This window comes from Parendozoicomonas verongulae (assembly GCF_009711465.1).
In the GTDB taxonomy this organism is placed as follows: Bacteria; Pseudomonadota; Gammaproteobacteria; order Pseudomonadales; family Endozoicomonadaceae; genus Sansalvadorimonas; species Sansalvadorimonas verongulae.
On sequence record NZ_SMME01000863.1, the window covers coordinates 48,915 to 63,413 of the forward strand.

Genomic DNA, 14,499 nt, shown 5'->3' on the forward strand with positions numbered 1-14,499 from the left:
CCAAATCCCCCGATACACCGGCATGTCAGTATAGATTCAGATTCGTGTTGGAAATGATCAAAAGAGGCCAAGTCTGTTGAGATTTTATAATTCACTTTTTTAAGACAAAAAAAACCGGGCTAAAAGCCCGGTTTTTCAGATCTGGAGATCTTATTCCTCGTCAGCAGCTTCCACTGCAACAGGGCGATCAACCAGTTCAACGTATGCCATAGGAGCAGCATCGCCTTGACGGAAGCCACACTTCAGGATACGGATGTAACCACCAGGACGCTCTTTGTAGCGAGGGCCCAGATCAGTAAACAGCTTACCAACGGTAGCTTTGTTACGCAGGCGGTCAAATGCCAGACGGCGGTTGGCTACGGAGTCTTCCTTAGCCAGAGTAATCAGAGGCTCTGCTACACGGCGCAGTTCTTTGGCCTTGGGCAGAGTCGTCTTGATCACTTCGTGCTCAACCAGGGAAGCAGTCATGTTCTTGAACATCGCCTGGCGATGTGAACTGTTCCGGTTAAGCTTACGTCCACTCTTACGATGACGCATGATTCTTCATCCTTACCAGATAGACTGGTGGTTTAAGCTGAAACCTTGTCGTCGGACTTCAAGCTAGCCGGTGGCCAGTTGTCCAGGCGCATGCCCAGACTCAAACCACGAGAAGCGAGAACGTCTTTGATCTCGGTAAGGGACTTTTTGCCCAGGTTCGGGGTTTTCAGCAGCTCAACCTCAGTGCGCTGAATCAGATCTCCGATGTAGTAAATGTTCTCTGCCTTCAGGCAGTTGGCGCTACGTACAGTCAGCTCCAGATCATCTACAGGACGCAACAAGATAGGATCGACTTCGTCTTCCTTCTGCTCCGGTTCGGGTTCTGCATCACCTTCCAGGTCAACGAAGACTGCCAGTTGTTGCTGCAGAATAGTAGCAGCGCGACGGATAGCTTCGTCTGGATCCAGGGTACCATTGGTTTCCAGATCCAGGACCAGTTTGTCGAGATCAGTACGCTGTTCTACACGCGCACGCTCAACAACATAGGAAACTCTGTGCACTGGGCTGTAAGTAGCATCCAACTGGAGACGACCGATTGAACGTGTCTCTTCTTCATCGGTGCGACGCTGATCTGCAGTTTCATAACCGCGACCACGACGAACCAGAAGCTTCATGTTCAGATCGCCCTTTTCGCTTACGTGAGCAATCACGTGCTCAGGGTTCAAGATCTCAACATCGTGATCCAGCTGAATATCACCAGCAGTAACAACACCCGCCCCTTTATGGGACAGGGTCAGGGTCGCTTCATCGCGACCGGTCATGTTTATCGCAAGACCTTTCAGATTCAGGAGGATGTCGATGACATCTTCCTGAACACCTTCTACTGTGCTGTACTCATGCTGCACCCCGTCGATCTCGGCTTCGACAACAGCACATCCTGGCATTGAGGACAGCAGAATACGCCGCAGTGCATTACCCAACGTATGACCAAAGCCACGCTCGAGTGGTTCGAGAGTAATCTTGGCACGCGTTGCGCTGTGTTCCTCAACGTCGATGTGACGCGGAGTCAAAAATTCTGTAGCCGAGTTCTGCATGGATGAACACCCCACCTAGTTATCTATCCCTTACTTGGAGTACAGCTCGACGATCAGGTTCTCGTTGATGTCGGCTGACAGATCACTCCGCTCAGGCTGTGCCTTGAAAGTACCTTCTTTCTTCTTGGCATCAACCTCTACCCACACGGAGAAACCGCGTTGGGCGGCCAGTTCCAGAGCAGCGTTGATACGCAACTGGTTCTTAGCCTTCTCGCGGACAGCGACAACATCACCAGGCTTAACCTGGTAGGACGGGATGTTGACTGTCTTACCATTTACCATAATGGCCTTGTGGCTCACCAGCTGACGTGATTCAGCGCGGGTGGAACCAAAGCCCATACGGTATACTACATTATCAAGGCGACCTTCCAACAGTTGCAACAGGTTTACGCCAGTTGCGCCTTTCAGACGATCAGCTTCTTTGTAGTAGTTGCGGAATTGCTTTTCCAGTACACCGTACAAACGACGTACTTTCTGCTTTTCACGCAGCTGGACACCGTAGTCGGACAGACGTCCGCGACGTTGACCATGTTGTCCGGGGATTACCTCAGCGCGACACTTGGACTCGTGTGGACGTACACCGCTCTTCAGGAAGAGATCAGTGCCTTCACGACGAGACAGCTTGCACTTGGGACCGATATATCTTGCCATTTTGACCGTATCTCCTGTTTACACGCGACGCTTTTTAGGCGGACGACAGCCGTTGTGCGGGATCGGGGTAACATCAGTGATGTTAGTGATCTTGTATCCGCAGGCATTCAGTGCGCGTACAGCAGACTCACGGCCTGGGCCGGGGCCTTTTACACAAACGTCAAGATTCTTCAGACCGTACTCAGCGGCTGCATTTCCCGCGCGCTCCGCTGCTACCTGGGCAGCAAATGGAGTGCTCTTACGGGAGCCACGGAAACCAGAACCACCAGCAGTGGCCCAGGAAAGCGTGTTGCCCTGGCGATCGGTAATTGTCACGATGGTGTTATTGAAGGAAGCGTGGATGTGTGCAACACCGTCCACAACTGTCTTCTTCACCTTTTTACGTGAACGAATACCTGGCTTTGCCATATCAGAATTGTTCCTGTATTCAGACGACTGGAAGAACCAGTTGTTTACTTACGAATCGGTTTACGTGGGCCCTTACGGGTGCGCGCATTAGTTTTAGTGCGCTGTCCACGAACCGGAAGATTGCGACGATGACGCAGACCGCGGTAGCAGCCCAGGTCCATCAGACGCTTGATATTCATGTTGATTTCGCGACGCAGGTCACCTTCGACGGTGAAGTCACCGACGGCGGTACGCAGTTTCTCGATATCATCATCGCTCAGATCAGAGATCTTGGCACTTGGATTAACACCAGTAGCCGCACAGATTTTCTGAGCAGTGTGCTGACCAACACCAAAAATGTAGGTCAGAGAGATAACAGTATGTTTGTTATCCGGGATATTGACGCCAGCAATACGGGCCATTCAATCGTCTCCGTGAGTTTCGCCTAATTGCAACGCGAAGGTCTAAACCCAAATCGAAAGGTGCCGCATAATACATGCTAAACCTTCTCAAAGCAACCGCCTGGCTTTCAGTGAGCCTATCAGCTCAAGCCAGGCGTGTATCCCAATGGGATCTCGTAAGAGTGTCGCTTAGTTCAATTTGGTCTCAAACCGAGCGATTAGCCCTGACGCTGCTTATGTCGGGGTTCTTTGCTGCAGATTACGCGAACAGCACCCTTACGCTTGATGATCTTGCAATCGCGGCAGATCTTCTTTACAGAAGCACGAACTTTCATTGTTCTCTCCACTATCGGCAGAGTTATGTTTCCTATCGGATCAGGCCGCCGGAACCATAACCCTTAAGATTAGCTTTTTTCATCAGGGACTCATACTGATTTGACATCAGATGAGACTGAATCTGCGCCATGGTATCCATGACAACTACTACAACGATCAGCAGTGATGTACCACCTAAGTAGAATGGTACGTTTGCCCATACCACCAGGAACTGGGGCAGCAGACAAACTGCAGTCATGTAAACAGCGCCAACCAGAGTAAGCTTTGTCAGAACGCTATCAATGTAGCGAGCTGTATGCTCACCCGGACGGATACCGGGAATAAAGGCTCCTGACTTCTTCAGGTTATCTGCAACGTCTTTCGGATTGAAAACCAGTGCAGTGTAGAAGAAGCAGAAAAATACAATACCAATCGTGAACAATACAATGTTCAGCGGTTGGCCTGGCCCCAGGGCCAGAGCAACATCCTGCAACCAGCTCATACCTTCACTCTGACCAAACCATTGTGCAATGGAGGCAGGGAACAGCAGAATACTGGAGGCGAAGATCGCTGGAATAACACCAGCCATATTCACCTTAAGTGGCAGGTGACTGCTCTGAGCCGCGAACACCTTGCGACCTTGCTGGCGCTTAGCGTAGTTCACTGTAATGCGGCGTTGGCCACGTTCTACATAGACTACACCAGCGATGACGGCGACAGCCAGTACGGCAACCACCAGCAAAGCAAGGATATTCACGTCACCCTGACGGGCTGACTCGAAGGACTGCACAATGGCGCCCGGCAGCCCTGCGACAATACCTGCGAAAATCAGAATCGAGATACCGTTACCGATACCACGCTCTGTAACTTGTTCGCCGAGCCACATCATGAACACGGCACCTGTCACAAATGTTGCGACAGCCACAAAGTAAAAGCTGAAGTCGGTAGTGAACGCCACACCCTGATTCGCCAGGCCAACAGTCATACCAGTACCCTGAATCAGGGCAAGGATGACTGTACCATAGCGGGTGTATTGGCTGATCTTACGACGACCGCTTTCACCTTCTTTCTTAAGTTGTTCCAGCTGAGGGCTGACCACTGTCATCAGCTGCATGATAATCGATGCAGAGATGTAGGGCATGATTCCCAAAGCCAGTACAGACATGCGCTCCAATGCACCACCGGAGAACATGTTGAAGAGACCAAGAATGGTTCCTTCGTTCTGGCTAAACAACTGTGCCAATCTATCTGGGTTGATACCGGGAACGGGGATATGAGCCCCGATCCGGTATACCAGGATGGCAAGAAAGACAAACCGTACGCGAGACCAGAGCTCGCTCAGTCCGTTCTGATTTCCCACAGGTAATGTCTTAGCCATTTAGTCCTCGATTTTACCACCAGCGGCTTCGATAGCGGCACGGGCACCCTTGGTGACTGCCAGTCCCTTGATGGTAACAGCCTTGCTCAGCTCACCAGACAGAACAACTTTGGCACGCTTGATGCCGCCGTTGATCAGGTCTGCTGCGCGCAGGGCTTCCAGATCGATAACTTCTGCATCAACCTTGGCCAGTTCAGCCAGGCGGATTTCAGCAGTTATACGAGCCAGACGAGAGCTAAAGCCGTACTTTGGAAGACGACGCTGCAGTGGCTGCTGACCGCCTTCAAAACCTGGCTTAACGCCGCCGCCGGAACGGGACTTCTGACCTTTGTGACCACGGCCACCAGTCTTACCGATTCCGCTACCGATACCACGACCGACGCGCTTACCACTCTTGTGGCTACCTTCGGCCGGAGACAGAGTATTCAGTTTCATATTACTCTCCTTCGACGCGAACGAGGTAGTTAACCTTGTTCACCATACCGCGAACGGAAGGGGTATCTTCCACTTCTACGGTGTGACCGATTCGACGCAGGCCAAGACCCTGAACGCAGGCCTTGTGGCTTTTCAGTCGACCGTTAGCACTCTTTACGAGTGTCACTTTGATCTTCTTGTCTGCCATGGGAACCTCACAGGATCTCGTCGACAGTCTTGCCGCGCTTGGCTGCAACTTCTTCAGGAGCGCGAACGCCCTTCAGACCGTTGAATGTAGCGCGAACAACGTTGACTGGGTTGGTAGAACCGTAGCACTTGGCCAGTACGTTCTGAACACCGGCAACTTCCAGTACGGCACGCATTGCGCCACCGGCGATAACACCGGTACCTTCAGAAGCAGGCTGCATGTAGATCTTGGAAGCGCCGTGAGCAGCTTTCACCGGGTACTGAATGGTAGTGCCATTCAGATCAACCTGGATCATGTTGCGACGAGCGGATTCCATAGCCTTCTGGATAGCGACTGGCACTTCACGCGCCTTGCCACGACCGAAGCCTACTTTGCCTTTGCCGTCGCCAACAACAGTCAGAGCGGTGAAGCCGAAGATACGACCACCCTTAACTACCTTGGCAACGCGGTTTACTTGAACCAGCTTTTCGATAAGGCCTTCGTCGTTAGCCTTGTCTTTGCGATCTTCTTTAGCCATGACGACCCCTTAGAATTCCAGTCCGTTTTCACGAGCTGCGTCAGCCAGAGCCTTCACACGACCGTGATACTTAAATCCGGAACGGTCAAAGGCCACCTTAGCAATACCAGCTGCCTTAGCACGCTCGGCTACCAGAGCACCAACCTTAGTGGCGGCGTCTACGTTACCGGTGGCTTCGCCGCGCAGTTCCTTCTCTACAGTAGAAGCTGCTGCCAGAACCTTGCCGCCTTCCGCGTCAATCACCTGTGCGTAGATGTGACGTGGAGTGCGGTGCACGGTCAGGCGGGCAACGCGAAGTTCACGCATTTTCATCCGTGAGCGCTTTGCACGGCGCAGACGGGCTACTTTCTTTTCGCTCATAATCTTACCCTTATTTACCTAACCGTTACTTCTTCTTGGCTTCCTTGCGGCGAACCATTTCATCAGCGTAACGGACACCCTTACCCTTATAAGGTTCAGGACGACGGAAGTCACGGATTTCGGCAGCTACCTGACCAACCAGTTGCTTGTCGATACCCTTGATCAGGACTTCAGTCTGACTTGGAGTTTCTGCAGTTACACCTTCAGGAAGAGCATACTCAACCGGATGGGAGAAACCCAGAGACAGGTTCAGAGTCTTGCCTTTTACCTGAGCACGGTAACCAACACCGATCAGCTGCAGCTTCTTTTCGAAGCCAGCATGAACGCCGGTTACCATGTTGCTGACCAGCGCACGAGTGGTGCCGGACATAGCTCGGGATTGCTTGCTTCCATCACGGGCTTCAAAAGTCAGGATGTTTTCTTCCTGCTTGATTTCTACCGCGTTATGGATATCCATCTGCAGTTGGCCCTTGCTGCCTTTAACAGCAATGTGACCAGCAGACAGAGTAACTTGTACACCGGAAGGAAGTTCAACCGGGGTCTTCGCGACACGAGACATTCCGATCCTCCCTTAGAATACGGTGCAGATTACTTCGCCACCAACACCCTGAGAACGGGCAGCGCGATCAGTCATCACGCCCTTGTTAGTGGATACAATAGCAACACCCAGACCACCGTTAACCTTTGGCAGGTCAGCAGCAGCTGCGTAGTTACGCAGACCAGGACGACTTACGCGCTTGATCTCTTCAATAACAGGTTTGCCTTCAAAGTACTTCAGCTCGATAGTCAGCTGAGCCTTTACTTCACCTTCTACCTTGTAGTCGGTGATGTAGCCTTCGCTCTTCAGAACGTCGGCAACAGCAGCCTTAATCTTTGAAGCAGGCATAACGACAGAAGCATGTTCTGCCATCTGGGCATTACGGATGCGAGTTAGCATATCTGCTAACGGGTCCTGCATACTCATGGTTGCTCTCTCCTAGTCAACGACCTTACCAGCTAGCCTTAGTCAGGCCTGGAACATCACCGCGCATCGCAGCTTCACGCAGCTTGATGCGACTCAGACCGAACTTACGCAGGTATGCGTGAGGACGACCGGTGATACGACAGCGGTTACGCAGTCGTGCCTTGGAAGCGTCACGTGGCTGCTTTTGCAGAGCCACGGTAGCGTCCCAACGCTCTTCTTCAGAGCTGGCAGGGTTGTTGATAATAGCTTTCAGTTCAGCGCGCTTCTGGGCGTACTTAGCAACAGTTTTCTGTCGCTTCAGTTCGCGCTGCTTCATGGATTCCTTAGCCATATACTTCGTTACCTCAGTTACGGAAAGGGAAGTTAAACGCTTTCAGAAGCGCACGACCTTCGTCATCAGACTTGGCGGTCGTAGTAAAGGTGATGTCCAGACCGCGCAGAGTATCAATCTTGTCGTAATCGATCTCTGGGAACATGATCTGTTCTTTCACACCCATGCTGTAGTTGCCACGACCGTCAAAAGACTTGGCACTCACACCGCGGAAGTCACGTACACGTGGCAGCGCGATATCAACCAGACGTTCCAGGAACTCGTACATACGCTCATCGCGCAGAGTTACCTTAACGCCGATTGGCCATCCTTCACGGACTTTGAAGCCAGCAACGGATTTGCGAGCTTTGGTCACAACAGGCTTCTGACCAGCGATCTTCTGCAGATCGCCCAGAGCGTGTTCGATAACCTTTTTGTCGCCGATAGCTTCACCAACACCCATGTTCAGGGTGATTTTGGTGATCTTTGGTACTTCGTTAACGTTCTTGAGGCCCAGCTCTTTTTGCAGAGCGGGTACAAGTTCCTCACGAAACTTTCTCTTAAATTCAGCCATTTGCCAGCCCCTTACGCGTCAACCGGTTTGCCAGTGGACTTAAACACGCGCTGCTTCTTACCATCTTCGATGGAGAAACCTACACGGTCAGCCTTGCTAGCTTCCGGATTCCAGATGGCAACGTTGGAAGCTTGAATAGGCGCTTCTTTTTCAACGATACCGCCAGGCTGGCCCAGCATCGGGTTAGGCTTCTGGTGCTTCTTCACCATGTTCACGCCCTGTACCAGGACACGACCATCGGTGTTTACAGCCAGAACCTTGCCACGCTTGCCTTTGTCTTTGCCAGCAATGACTACGATTTCATCGTCACGACGAATCTTTTTCACGGTAACTCCTTACAGCACTTCAGGTGCAAGAGAGATGATCTTCATAAACTGCTCACCGCGCAGTTCACGAGTCACCGGGCCAAAGATACGGGTGCCGATAGGCTGGTTCTGCGCATTCAGCAGAACAGCTGCGTTGCCATCGAAACGGATCAGAGATCCATCAGGACGACGAACACCCTTACGAGTGCGAACGACCACGGCATTCATAACCTGGCCTTTCTTCACTTTACCGCGAGGAATTGCTTCCTTTACGGTGACTTTGATGATGTCACCGATACCAGCATAACGACGGTGGGAGCCACCCAGTACCTTGATGCACTGAACGCGACGGGCACCGCTGTTATCTGCTACTTCGAGTTGTGTCTCGGTCTGAATCATACCAGTTCTCCTCAAACTGCAGACTCAAGCCGGCCTTACGGCCGGTTGATAGCCTTATATTTGAGTCGCACGCTCTTCAATGGAAACAAGTTCAAAAGACTTGTTCTTTGACAGAGGACGAGTCTCACGGATAACGACAGTGTCACCCATTTTGCACTCATTCTTCTCGTCGTGAGCATGCAATTTCGTAGAACGCTTTACGATCTTGCCGTAAAGCGGATGCGTTACACGGCGCTCAACGAGGACAGTAATGGTTTTGTCCATTTTGTCGCTCACGACCTTGCCGGTCAGTGTACGGACTTTCTTGGTCTCTGCCATCTTTATTTACCTGCCTTCTCAGTCAGCACCGACTTAACTCGGGCAATATCCCGACGGACCTGCTTCAGCAGATGAGTCTGCTTCAGCTGACCAGTAGTCATTTGCATGCGGTAGTTAAACTGATCCCGCAGCAGATCGATCAGCTGAGTGTTCAGCTCATCGATAGACTTTTCACGCAGCTCTGCCGCATTCATCACATCACACCCCGCTTAACGAAAACTGTCTTCAGAGGCAGCTTGGCGGCGGCCAGAGCAAACGCTTCGCGCGCCAGCTCTTCAGAAACGCCTTCCATTTCGTACAGGACACGACCTGGCTGAATCTGAGCTACCCAGTATTCAACGCTACCCTTACCTTTACCTTGACGAACCTCGAGAGGCTTCTTGGTAATTGGCTTGTCTGGGAAGATCCGTATCCAGATCTTACCGCCACGCTTAACGTGACGAGTCATTGCCCGACGAGCAGCTTCGATTTGGCGAGCTGTTATACGTCCACGGCCAACAGCCTTCAATGCGTATTCGCCGAAGCTGACCTTGGAACCGCGCTGAGCCAGACCGCGGTTGCGGCCCTTCATCTGCTTGCGGAATTTAGTACGCTTAGGTTGGAGCATCGTCGTAACTCCTTACTTCTTAGCGGCCGGCTTCTTGCGAGGACGACGAGCAGGTTTCTTCTGCTCCTTCTCTTCCTCACGAACACCGCCGATAACTTCGCCCTTGAAGATCCACACCTTGACGCCAATAACACCGTAGGTGGTATGGGCTTCGTAGGTGGCGTAATCGATATCAGCACGCAGGGTGTGCAGAGGCACACGACCTTCGCGGTACCATTCGGTACGTGCGATTTCAGCACCGCCCAGACGGCCGGACAACTGAATCTTGATACCTTTAGCGCCGAGGCGCATTGCGTTCTGTACGGAACGCTTCATAGCGCGACGGAACATTACGCGACGCTCCAGCTGACCAGCAATGCTCTGGGCAACCAGTTTTGCGTCAGTCTCAGGCTTGCGCACTTCTTCGATGTTGACGTGAACAGGCACGCCCATCATCTTGTTCAGTTCCTGACGCAGCTTCTCGACATCTTCACCCTTCTTACCAATCACGATACCAGGACGGGCAGTGTGGATGGTTACGCGAGCGCTTTGCGCTGGACGCTGGATGTCGATACGGCTAACAGAAGCGTTCTTCAGTTTCTCTTCCAGGTAGGAACGAACTTTCAGATCCGCATTCAGTTTGTCAGCGTATTCGGTACCTTCGGCGTACCATACGGAAGTATGGTCCTTAACGATACCCAGGCGAATACCTGTAGGATGTACTTTTTGACCCATCTGATCGCTCCTTAAACCTCTGCAACCTTAACGGTAATGTGGCAAGACCGCTTCAGGATGCGATCAGCACGGCCTTTGGCACGTGGCTTGATGCGCTTCAGTGTCATACCTTCGTTAACAAACGCAGAAGACACCTTCAGTTCATCAATATCCATACCTTCGTTGTGCTCAGCATTAGCTACAGCAGACTCGAGTACTTTCTTAACCAGGACAGCAGCTTTTTTGGTGCTGAAGGTCAGGGTTTCCAGAGCTTCTGCAACATTCTTTCCGCGAATCAGGTCGACAACCAAGCGAGCCTTCTGGGCAGAAATGCGAGCGCCGTTGTGTGTAGCAGCTACTTCTTTCATCTCAATACCCCTTAGCGCTTCTTGGCCTTCTTGTCTGCAGCGTGGCCGCGATAGGTGCGGGTAGCTGCAAACTCGCCCAGCTTGTGACCGACCATCTCTTCAGAGACGAATACAGGCACGTGCTGACGACCGTTGTGAACCGCGATAGTCAGACCAACCATCTGCGGAATGATCATGGAACGGCGAGACCAGGTCTTGATCGGGCGCTTGTTACCAGCCCCTACCGCGTCCTCCACCTTCTTCAGCAGGTGCAGGTCGATAAAAGGACCTTTCTTAAGTGAACGTGGCACAGTGTTATCCTCTCAAACTTACTTGGTGCGACGACGGACAATGAACTTGTCGGTGCGCTTGTTGGAGCGAGTCTTCTTGCCCTTCGTAGGTACGCCCCACGGAGTAACAGGATGACGACCACCGGAAGTCCGGCCTTCACCACCACCATGTGGGTGGTCTACCGGGTTCATAGCCACACCGCGAACGGTAGGACGAACACCACGCCAGCGTTTAGCACCAGCCTTACCCAGAGAGCGCAGGCCGTGCTCACCGTTGGAAACCTCACCCAGAGTTGCGCGGCAGTCAGCCAGAACTTTGCGCATTTCGCCGGAGCGCAGACGCAGAGTTACATAGGCACCTTCACGTGCAACCAGCTGGGCAGAGGTGCCAGCGGAACGAATCATTTGCGCACCCTTGCCAGGCTTCAGTTCCACGCAGTGGATAACAGAACCCTGAGGAATGTTACGCAGTGGCAGAGTGTTACCAGCTTTGATCGGTGCGTGTACACCAGATACCAGCTCGTCACCAGCCTTCACACCCTTAGGTGCGATAATGTAACGACGCTCACCGTCAATGTACTTCAACAATGCGATGTGCGCGGTACGGTTTGGATCGTATTCCAGACGCTCAACGATAGCTGGGATGCCATCTTTGTTGCGACGAAAATCTACGATACGGTAATGCTGCTTGTGACCACCACCAACGTGACGGGTAGTGATACGACCAGCATTGTTACGACCACCGCTCTTGCTCTTCTTTTCCAGAAGAGGAGCGTAGGGCTTGCCTTTGTGCAGATCAGGGTTAACGACCTTGACTACAAAACGGCGCCCTGGAGAAGTGGGTTTACACTTAACAACAGCCATTGTCTGTCTCCTTATTCAGCGTCCGCGAAGTCAATTTCCTGACCAGCATCCAGGGTTACGTACGCCTTTTTCCAGTCGTTACGCTTGCCCAGGCCACGCATAGTGCGCTTGGTCTTGCCCTTCACGTTGACAGTAGTTACTGCCTTCACCTTGACTTCGAACAGTTGCTCGACAGCCTTTTTTACTTCCAGTTTGTTCGCATCGGTAGCGATTTTGAACACGTACTGGTTGTTTGCCTCTGCCACAACCGAAGACTTCTCGGAAACGTGGGGACCAATGAGGACTTTCAGCAGTCGTTCCTGATTCATCCCAGCATCTCCTCGAACTTCTTGATTGCGTCAACAGTCATGATGACTTTGTCGTGTGCAACCAGGCTTACCGGATCAACACCCTGTACATCACGCACATCAACGTGTGGAATGTTACGGGCAGACAGGTAAACGTTCTGGTCTACGCTGTCGGATACGATCAGGGCGTTGGTAGCTTCCAGCTCAGTCAGCTTGGCAACCATAGCCTTGGTCTTAGGAGTTTCAGCCTTGAATTCAGAAACGATAACCAGACGTTCCTGACGAACCAGCTCAGACAGGATGGAACGCAGAGCACCGCGATACATCTTTTTGTTGAGCTTCTGGCTGTGATTCTGAGGGCGAGCGGCAAAAGTAGTACCGCCCCCGCGCCACAGTGGGCTACGGATAGTACCAGCACGAGCACGGCCAGTACCTTTCTGACGGAAAGGCTTACGACCACCGCCACTTACATCGCTGCGAGTCTTCTGAGCTTTAGTACCCTGACGAGCACCAGCCAGAAACGCAACAACGGCCTGGTGAACCAGGGCTTCGTTGAATTCAACGCCAAAAGTCACATCGGAAACTTTCAGGGCGTCTGCACCAATTACGTTCAGATCCATGTTACAAACCCCCTATCAGGCTGCGGCACCCGCCTTAACGGCAGGTTTGATAACAACATCAGCGCCAGTAGCACCTGGTACCGCACCTTTGATGAGGAGCAGGTTACGCTCAGCATCAACACGAACAACTTCCAGAGACTGTACAGTCACTTGAGCGTCGCCCATGTGTCCGGCCATTTTCTTGCCTTTGAAGACACGGCCTGGAGTCTGACACTGGCCGATAGAACCAGGAGCACGGTGAGACAGGGAGTTACCGTGAGTCATGTCCTGAGTACGGAAATTCCAGCGCTTAACGCCACCCTGGAAACCTTTACCTTTGGAACGACCGGTAACATCGATCTTCTGACCAGCAGAGAACATTTCTACAGTCAGTTGGTCGCCAGCTTTGAGCTCGGCGGCGGAGTCCAGACGGAACTCCCACAGACCACGACCAGCTTCAACTTCCGCCTTAGCGAAATGACCAGCTTCAGGCTTGGAAACCCGAGAGGCCTTTTTGGAACCAGTAGTAACCTGAACAGCAGAGTAACCATCAGCTTCGTCAGAACGGATCTGAGTTACGACGTTAGGCTCTACTTCTACAACAGTAACAGGCAGGGATGCGCCATCTTCGGTGAAGATGCGGGTCATGCCACACTTCTTACCGATCAGGCCCAGAGCCCGCTTGCCATTTTCTTGACTAGACATAGTCTACCTCTTTCGTGTACGGGGCTATTACCCGCTATGGCCGCCCATTCCAGAGCGTTACACAAGCAAGAACTGCCTCACTCAAAATAAGCTGAGCAATTCAAGCCTGGATTCTCATTTAGCCAAGGCTAATTTGAACTTCCACACCCGCAGCCAGGTCGAGCTTCATCAGAGCATCAACTGTCTTCTCGGTGGGCTCGACGATATCGAGCAGGCGCTTGTGAGTACGGATCTCGTACTGATCACGCGCGTCTTTGTTAACGTGCGGAGAGATCAATACGGTGAATTTTTCCTTGCGGGTAGGCAGGGGGATAGGACCACGAACCTGCGCACCAGTCCGCTTTGCAGTATCTACGATTTCCTGCGTGGACTGATCGATCAGGCGATGGTCAAAAGCCTTCAGTCGAATGCGAATTTGTTGAGTTTTAGGCTGCTGACTCATCTTCGAAACCTAGTAGGTGTTTAAAGAACGTAAATCCGCCCACGCATTATGGTGGGCGGATATAAAAGAGAGCGGCATTTTATGATCCGTCAACAGTTCTGTCAACAAATCACAAAAAAGCATTTTCCCTCTTCTTCCTCGTAAAAACCCCCGACCGGGGTCAGGGGTTTCAACATCACGCTAAAAATTTACTCGCAAGCAACTAAATCAATAGCCACTTACGAACAAATCAGTATTAAGCGATGATCTTAGCTACAACGCCGGCGCCAACAGTACGGCCACCTTCACGGATTGCGAAACGCAGACCGTCTTCCATAGCTACTGGTGCAATCAGTTCAACTTTCATCTGAACGTTGTCACCAGGCATTACCATTTCAACGCCTTCTGGCAGTTCTACGTTACCGGTTACGTCGGTAGTACGGAAGTAGAACTGAGGACGGTAGCCCTTGAAGAATGGAGTGTGACGACCACCTTCATCCTTGGACAGAACATATACTTCGGATTCGAAGGTAGTGTGAGGAGTTACGGAACCAGGCTTAACCAGACACTGACCACGCTCGATCTCTTCACGCTTAACGCCACGCAGCAGGGCA

The 14,499-nt window shown here is 52.0% G+C and carries 29 protein-coding genes; all 29 read right to left on the reverse strand.

Translation table 11 applies throughout. The features are described 5' to 3' along the window. Positions 1-150: 150 nt before the first annotated feature. A complete protein-coding gene (rplQ, locus tag E1189_RS18200; RefSeq protein WP_155162171.1) occupies positions 151-537 on the reverse strand; it encodes a 50S ribosomal protein L17 in 387 nt (128 codons plus the stop codon). A 32-nt stretch (positions 538-569) separates the two neighbouring features. Beyond that, a complete protein-coding gene (locus E1189_RS18205; protein WP_155162172.1) occupies positions 570-1,571 on the reverse strand; it encodes a DNA-directed RNA polymerase subunit alpha in 1,002 nt (333 codons plus the stop codon). Positions 1,572-1,601: 30 nt separating this feature from the next. After that, positions 1,602-2,222 (reverse strand): 30S ribosomal protein S4, encoded by a 621-nt coding sequence (gene rpsD / locus E1189_RS18210; protein WP_155162173.1) that lies wholly within the window; start codon positions 2,220-2,222, stop codon positions 1,602-1,604. Between the two features lie 18 nt (positions 2,223-2,240). Continuing rightward, positions 2,241-2,630, reverse strand: a complete 390-nt coding sequence (gene rpsK, locus E1189_RS18215; RefSeq protein WP_087112141.1) for a 30S ribosomal protein S11 — start codon at positions 2,628-2,630, stop codon at positions 2,241-2,243. A gap of 44 nt (positions 2,631-2,674) precedes the next feature. Further along, complete coding sequence (gene rpsM, locus E1189_RS18220) at positions 2,675-3,031, reverse strand: 30S ribosomal protein S13 (protein ID WP_155162174.1); 357 nt, start codon at positions 3,029-3,031, stop codon at positions 2,675-2,677. 197 nt (positions 3,032-3,228) lie between these two features. After that, a complete protein-coding gene (gene rpmJ / locus E1189_RS18225; protein WP_155162175.1) occupies positions 3,229-3,345 on the reverse strand; it encodes a 50S ribosomal protein L36 in 117 nt (38 codons plus the stop codon). A gap of 32 nt (positions 3,346-3,377) precedes the next feature. After that, positions 3,378-4,703: a preprotein translocase subunit SecY gene (gene secY, locus E1189_RS18230; RefSeq protein WP_155162176.1), complete on the reverse strand. Its 1,326-nt coding sequence runs from the start codon at positions 4,701-4,703 to the stop codon at positions 3,378-3,380. Beyond that, on the reverse strand, positions 4,704-5,138 hold the full coding sequence (gene rplO / locus E1189_RS18235; protein WP_155162177.1) for a 50S ribosomal protein L15: 435 nt from the start codon (positions 5,136-5,138) through the stop codon (positions 4,704-4,706). A gap of 1 nt (position 5,139) precedes the next feature. Beyond that, on the reverse strand, positions 5,140-5,325 hold the full coding sequence (gene rpmD / locus E1189_RS18240; protein ID WP_155162178.1) for a 50S ribosomal protein L30: 186 nt from the start codon (positions 5,323-5,325) through the stop codon (positions 5,140-5,142). Positions 5,326-5,332: 7 nt separating this feature from the next. Then, a complete protein-coding gene (gene rpsE, locus E1189_RS18245; RefSeq protein ID WP_155162179.1) occupies positions 5,333-5,842 on the reverse strand; it encodes a 30S ribosomal protein S5 in 510 nt (169 codons plus the stop codon). A 9-nt stretch (positions 5,843-5,851) separates the two neighbouring features. Next, complete coding sequence (gene rplR, locus E1189_RS18250) at positions 5,852-6,202, reverse strand: 50S ribosomal protein L18 (protein WP_155162180.1); 351 nt, start codon at positions 6,200-6,202, stop codon at positions 5,852-5,854. A gap of 25 nt (positions 6,203-6,227) precedes the next feature. After that, complete coding sequence (rplF, locus tag E1189_RS18255) at positions 6,228-6,761, reverse strand: 50S ribosomal protein L6 (protein ID WP_155162181.1); 534 nt, start codon at positions 6,759-6,761, stop codon at positions 6,228-6,230. A 12-nt stretch (positions 6,762-6,773) separates the two neighbouring features. Then, positions 6,774-7,166, reverse strand: a complete 393-nt coding sequence (gene rpsH / locus E1189_RS18260; RefSeq protein ID WP_155162182.1) for a 30S ribosomal protein S8 — start codon at positions 7,164-7,166, stop codon at positions 6,774-6,776. 25 nt (positions 7,167-7,191) lie between these two features. Then, the gene (rpsN, locus tag E1189_RS18265; RefSeq protein ID WP_155162183.1) at positions 7,192-7,497 is read right to left on the reverse strand and encodes a 30S ribosomal protein S14; all 306 of its coding nucleotides are present in this window, start codon (positions 7,495-7,497) and stop codon (positions 7,192-7,194) included. Between the two features lie 13 nt (positions 7,498-7,510). Further along, positions 7,511-8,050 (reverse strand): 50S ribosomal protein L5, encoded by a 540-nt coding sequence (gene rplE / locus E1189_RS18270; protein WP_155162184.1) that lies wholly within the window; start codon positions 8,048-8,050, stop codon positions 7,511-7,513. 11 nt (positions 8,051-8,061) lie between these two features. Then, positions 8,062-8,376, reverse strand: a complete 315-nt coding sequence (gene rplX / locus E1189_RS18275; protein ID WP_329602109.1) for a 50S ribosomal protein L24 — start codon at positions 8,374-8,376, stop codon at positions 8,062-8,064. A gap of 9 nt (positions 8,377-8,385) precedes the next feature. Then, on the reverse strand, positions 8,386-8,754 hold the full coding sequence (gene rplN, locus E1189_RS18280; RefSeq protein WP_155162185.1) for a 50S ribosomal protein L14: 369 nt from the start codon (positions 8,752-8,754) through the stop codon (positions 8,386-8,388). Positions 8,755-8,808: 54 nt separating this feature from the next. After that, positions 8,809-9,072: a 30S ribosomal protein S17 gene (gene rpsQ / locus E1189_RS18285; protein ID WP_155162186.1), complete on the reverse strand. Its 264-nt coding sequence runs from the start codon at positions 9,070-9,072 to the stop codon at positions 8,809-8,811. Positions 9,073-9,074: 2 nt separating this feature from the next. Continuing rightward, complete coding sequence (gene rpmC / locus E1189_RS18290; RefSeq protein WP_155162187.1) at positions 9,075-9,266, reverse strand: 50S ribosomal protein L29; 192 nt, start codon at positions 9,264-9,266, stop codon at positions 9,075-9,077. After that, positions 9,266-9,679 carry a 50S ribosomal protein L16 gene (gene rplP, locus E1189_RS18295; RefSeq protein WP_155162188.1) on the reverse strand — a complete coding sequence of 138 codons (414 nt, stop codon included), beginning with the start codon at positions 9,677-9,679 and terminating at the stop codon, positions 9,266-9,268. The genes rpmC and rplP overlap by 1 nt, the downstream gene beginning before the upstream one ends. A gap of 12 nt (positions 9,680-9,691) precedes the next feature. Continuing rightward, the gene (gene rpsC, locus E1189_RS18300) at positions 9,692-10,393 is read right to left on the reverse strand and encodes a 30S ribosomal protein S3 (RefSeq protein WP_155162189.1); all 702 of its coding nucleotides are present in this window, start codon (positions 10,391-10,393) and stop codon (positions 9,692-9,694) included. A gap of 11 nt (positions 10,394-10,404) precedes the next feature. Then, the gene (gene rplV, locus E1189_RS18305; protein ID WP_155162190.1) at positions 10,405-10,740 is read right to left on the reverse strand and encodes a 50S ribosomal protein L22; all 336 of its coding nucleotides are present in this window, start codon (positions 10,738-10,740) and stop codon (positions 10,405-10,407) included. Between the two features lie 11 nt (positions 10,741-10,751). After that, positions 10,752-11,030, reverse strand: coding sequence for a 30S ribosomal protein S19 (gene rpsS / locus E1189_RS18310; protein WP_281647855.1), 279 nt, complete (start codon positions 11,028-11,030; stop codon positions 10,752-10,754). An 18-nt stretch (positions 11,031-11,048) separates the two neighbouring features. Next, positions 11,049-11,873 (reverse strand): 50S ribosomal protein L2, encoded by an 825-nt coding sequence (gene rplB, locus E1189_RS18315; protein ID WP_155162191.1) that lies wholly within the window; start codon positions 11,871-11,873, stop codon positions 11,049-11,051. Between the two features lie 11 nt (positions 11,874-11,884). Further along, positions 11,885-12,181 carry a 50S ribosomal protein L23 gene (gene rplW / locus E1189_RS18320; RefSeq protein WP_155162192.1) on the reverse strand — a complete coding sequence of 99 codons (297 nt, stop codon included), beginning with the start codon at positions 12,179-12,181 and terminating at the stop codon, positions 11,885-11,887. After that, positions 12,178-12,780, reverse strand: a complete 603-nt coding sequence (gene rplD / locus E1189_RS18325; RefSeq protein ID WP_155162193.1) for a 50S ribosomal protein L4 — start codon at positions 12,778-12,780, stop codon at positions 12,178-12,180. Before rplD ends, rplW begins: the two co-directional genes overlap by 4 nt. A 15-nt stretch (positions 12,781-12,795) precedes the next feature. Beyond that, positions 12,796-13,464 carry a 50S ribosomal protein L3 gene (gene rplC, locus E1189_RS18330; RefSeq protein WP_155162194.1) on the reverse strand — a complete coding sequence of 223 codons (669 nt, stop codon included), beginning with the start codon at positions 13,462-13,464 and terminating at the stop codon, positions 12,796-12,798. Positions 13,465-13,582: 118 nt separating this feature from the next. Continuing rightward, positions 13,583-13,906 (reverse strand): 30S ribosomal protein S10, encoded by a 324-nt coding sequence (rpsJ, locus tag E1189_RS18335; protein WP_155162195.1) that lies wholly within the window; start codon positions 13,904-13,906, stop codon positions 13,583-13,585. 235 nt (positions 13,907-14,141) lie between these two features. Further along, positions 14,142-14,499, reverse strand: a 358-nt coding sequence (locus tag E1189_RS18340; RefSeq protein ID WP_155162196.1) for an EF-Tu C-terminal domain-related protein, incomplete at its 5' end; no start/stop codon positions are given.

Coding starts and splice junctions, on each gene's coding strand:
- rpmC (WP_155162187.1), bottom strand. CDS start 9,266: ATGAATGCGGCAGAGCTGCGTGAAAAGTCTATCGATGAGCTGAACACT.
- rplO (WP_155162177.1), bottom strand. CDS start 5,138: ATGAAACTGAATACTCTGTCTCCGGCCGAAGGTAGCCACAAGAGTGGT.
- rpsH (WP_155162182.1), bottom strand. CDS start 7,166: ATGAGTATGCAGGACCCGTTAGCAGATATGCTAACTCGCATCCGTAAT.
- rplW (WP_155162192.1), bottom strand. CDS start 12,181: ATGAATCAGGAACGACTGCTGAAAGTCCTCATTGGTCCCCACGTTTCC.
- rplB (WP_155162191.1), bottom strand. CDS start 11,873: ATGGCTGTTGTTAAGTGTAAACCCACTTCTCCAGGGCGCCGTTTTGTA.
- rplQ (WP_155162171.1), bottom strand. CDS start 537: ATGCGTCATCGTAAGAGTGGACGTAAGCTTAACCGGAACAGTTCACAT.
- rplV (WP_155162190.1), bottom strand. CDS start 10,740: ATGAAAGAAGTAGCTGCTACACACAACGGCGCTCGCATTTCTGCCCAG.
- rplN (WP_155162185.1), bottom strand. CDS start 8,754: ATGATTCAGACCGAGACACAACTCGAAGTAGCAGATAACAGCGGTGCC.
- rpsE (WP_155162179.1), bottom strand. CDS start 5,842: ATGGCTAAAGAAGATCGCAAAGACAAGGCTAACGACGAAGGCCTTATC.
- E1189_RS18205 (WP_155162172.1), bottom strand. CDS start 1,571: ATGCAGAACTCGGCTACAGAATTTTTGACTCCGCGTCACATCGACGTT.
- rpsJ (WP_155162195.1), bottom strand. CDS start 13,906: ATGAGTCAGCAGCCTAAAACTCAACAAATTCGCATTCGACTGAAGGCT.
- rplE (WP_155162184.1), bottom strand. CDS start 8,050: ATGGCTGAATTTAAGAGAAAGTTTCGTGAGGAACTTGTACCCGCTCTG.
- rpmD (WP_155162178.1), bottom strand. CDS start 5,325: ATGGCAGACAAGAAGATCAAAGTGACACTCGTAAAGAGTGCTAACGGT.
- rpsK (WP_087112141.1), bottom strand. CDS start 2,630: ATGGCAAAGCCAGGTATTCGTTCACGTAAAAAGGTGAAGAAGACAGTT.
- rpmJ (WP_155162175.1), bottom strand. CDS start 3,345: ATGAAAGTTCGTGCTTCTGTAAAGAAGATCTGCCGCGATTGCAAGATC.
- rpsC (WP_155162189.1), bottom strand. CDS start 10,393: ATGGGTCAAAAAGTACATCCTACAGGTATTCGCCTGGGTATCGTTAAG.
- rpsD (WP_155162173.1), bottom strand. CDS start 2,222: ATGGCAAGATATATCGGTCCCAAGTGCAAGCTGTCTCGTCGTGAAGGC.
- rpsQ (WP_155162186.1), bottom strand. CDS start 9,072: ATGGCAGAGACCAAGAAAGTCCGTACACTGACCGGCAAGGTCGTGAGC.
- rplC (WP_155162194.1), bottom strand. CDS start 13,464: ATGTCTAGTCAAGAAAATGGCAAGCGGGCTCTGGGCCTGATCGGTAAG.
- rplF (WP_155162181.1), bottom strand. CDS start 6,761: ATGTCTCGTGTCGCGAAGACCCCGGTTGAACTTCCTTCCGGTGTACAA.
- secY (WP_155162176.1), bottom strand. CDS start 4,703: ATGGCTAAGACATTACCTGTGGGAAATCAGAACGGACTGAGCGAGCTC.
- rpsN (WP_155162183.1), bottom strand. CDS start 7,497: ATGGCTAAGGAATCCATGAAGCAGCGCGAACTGAAGCGACAGAAAACT.
- rplR (WP_155162180.1), bottom strand. CDS start 6,202: ATGAGCGAAAAGAAAGTAGCCCGTCTGCGCCGTGCAAAGCGCTCACGG.
- rplD (WP_155162193.1), bottom strand. CDS start 12,780: ATGGATCTGAACGTAATTGGTGCAGACGCCCTGAAAGTTTCCGATGTG.
- rplP (WP_155162188.1), bottom strand. CDS start 9,679: ATGCTCCAACCTAAGCGTACTAAATTCCGCAAGCAGATGAAGGGCCGC.
- rpsM (WP_155162174.1), bottom strand. CDS start 3,031: ATGGCCCGTATTGCTGGCGTCAATATCCCGGATAACAAACATACTGTT.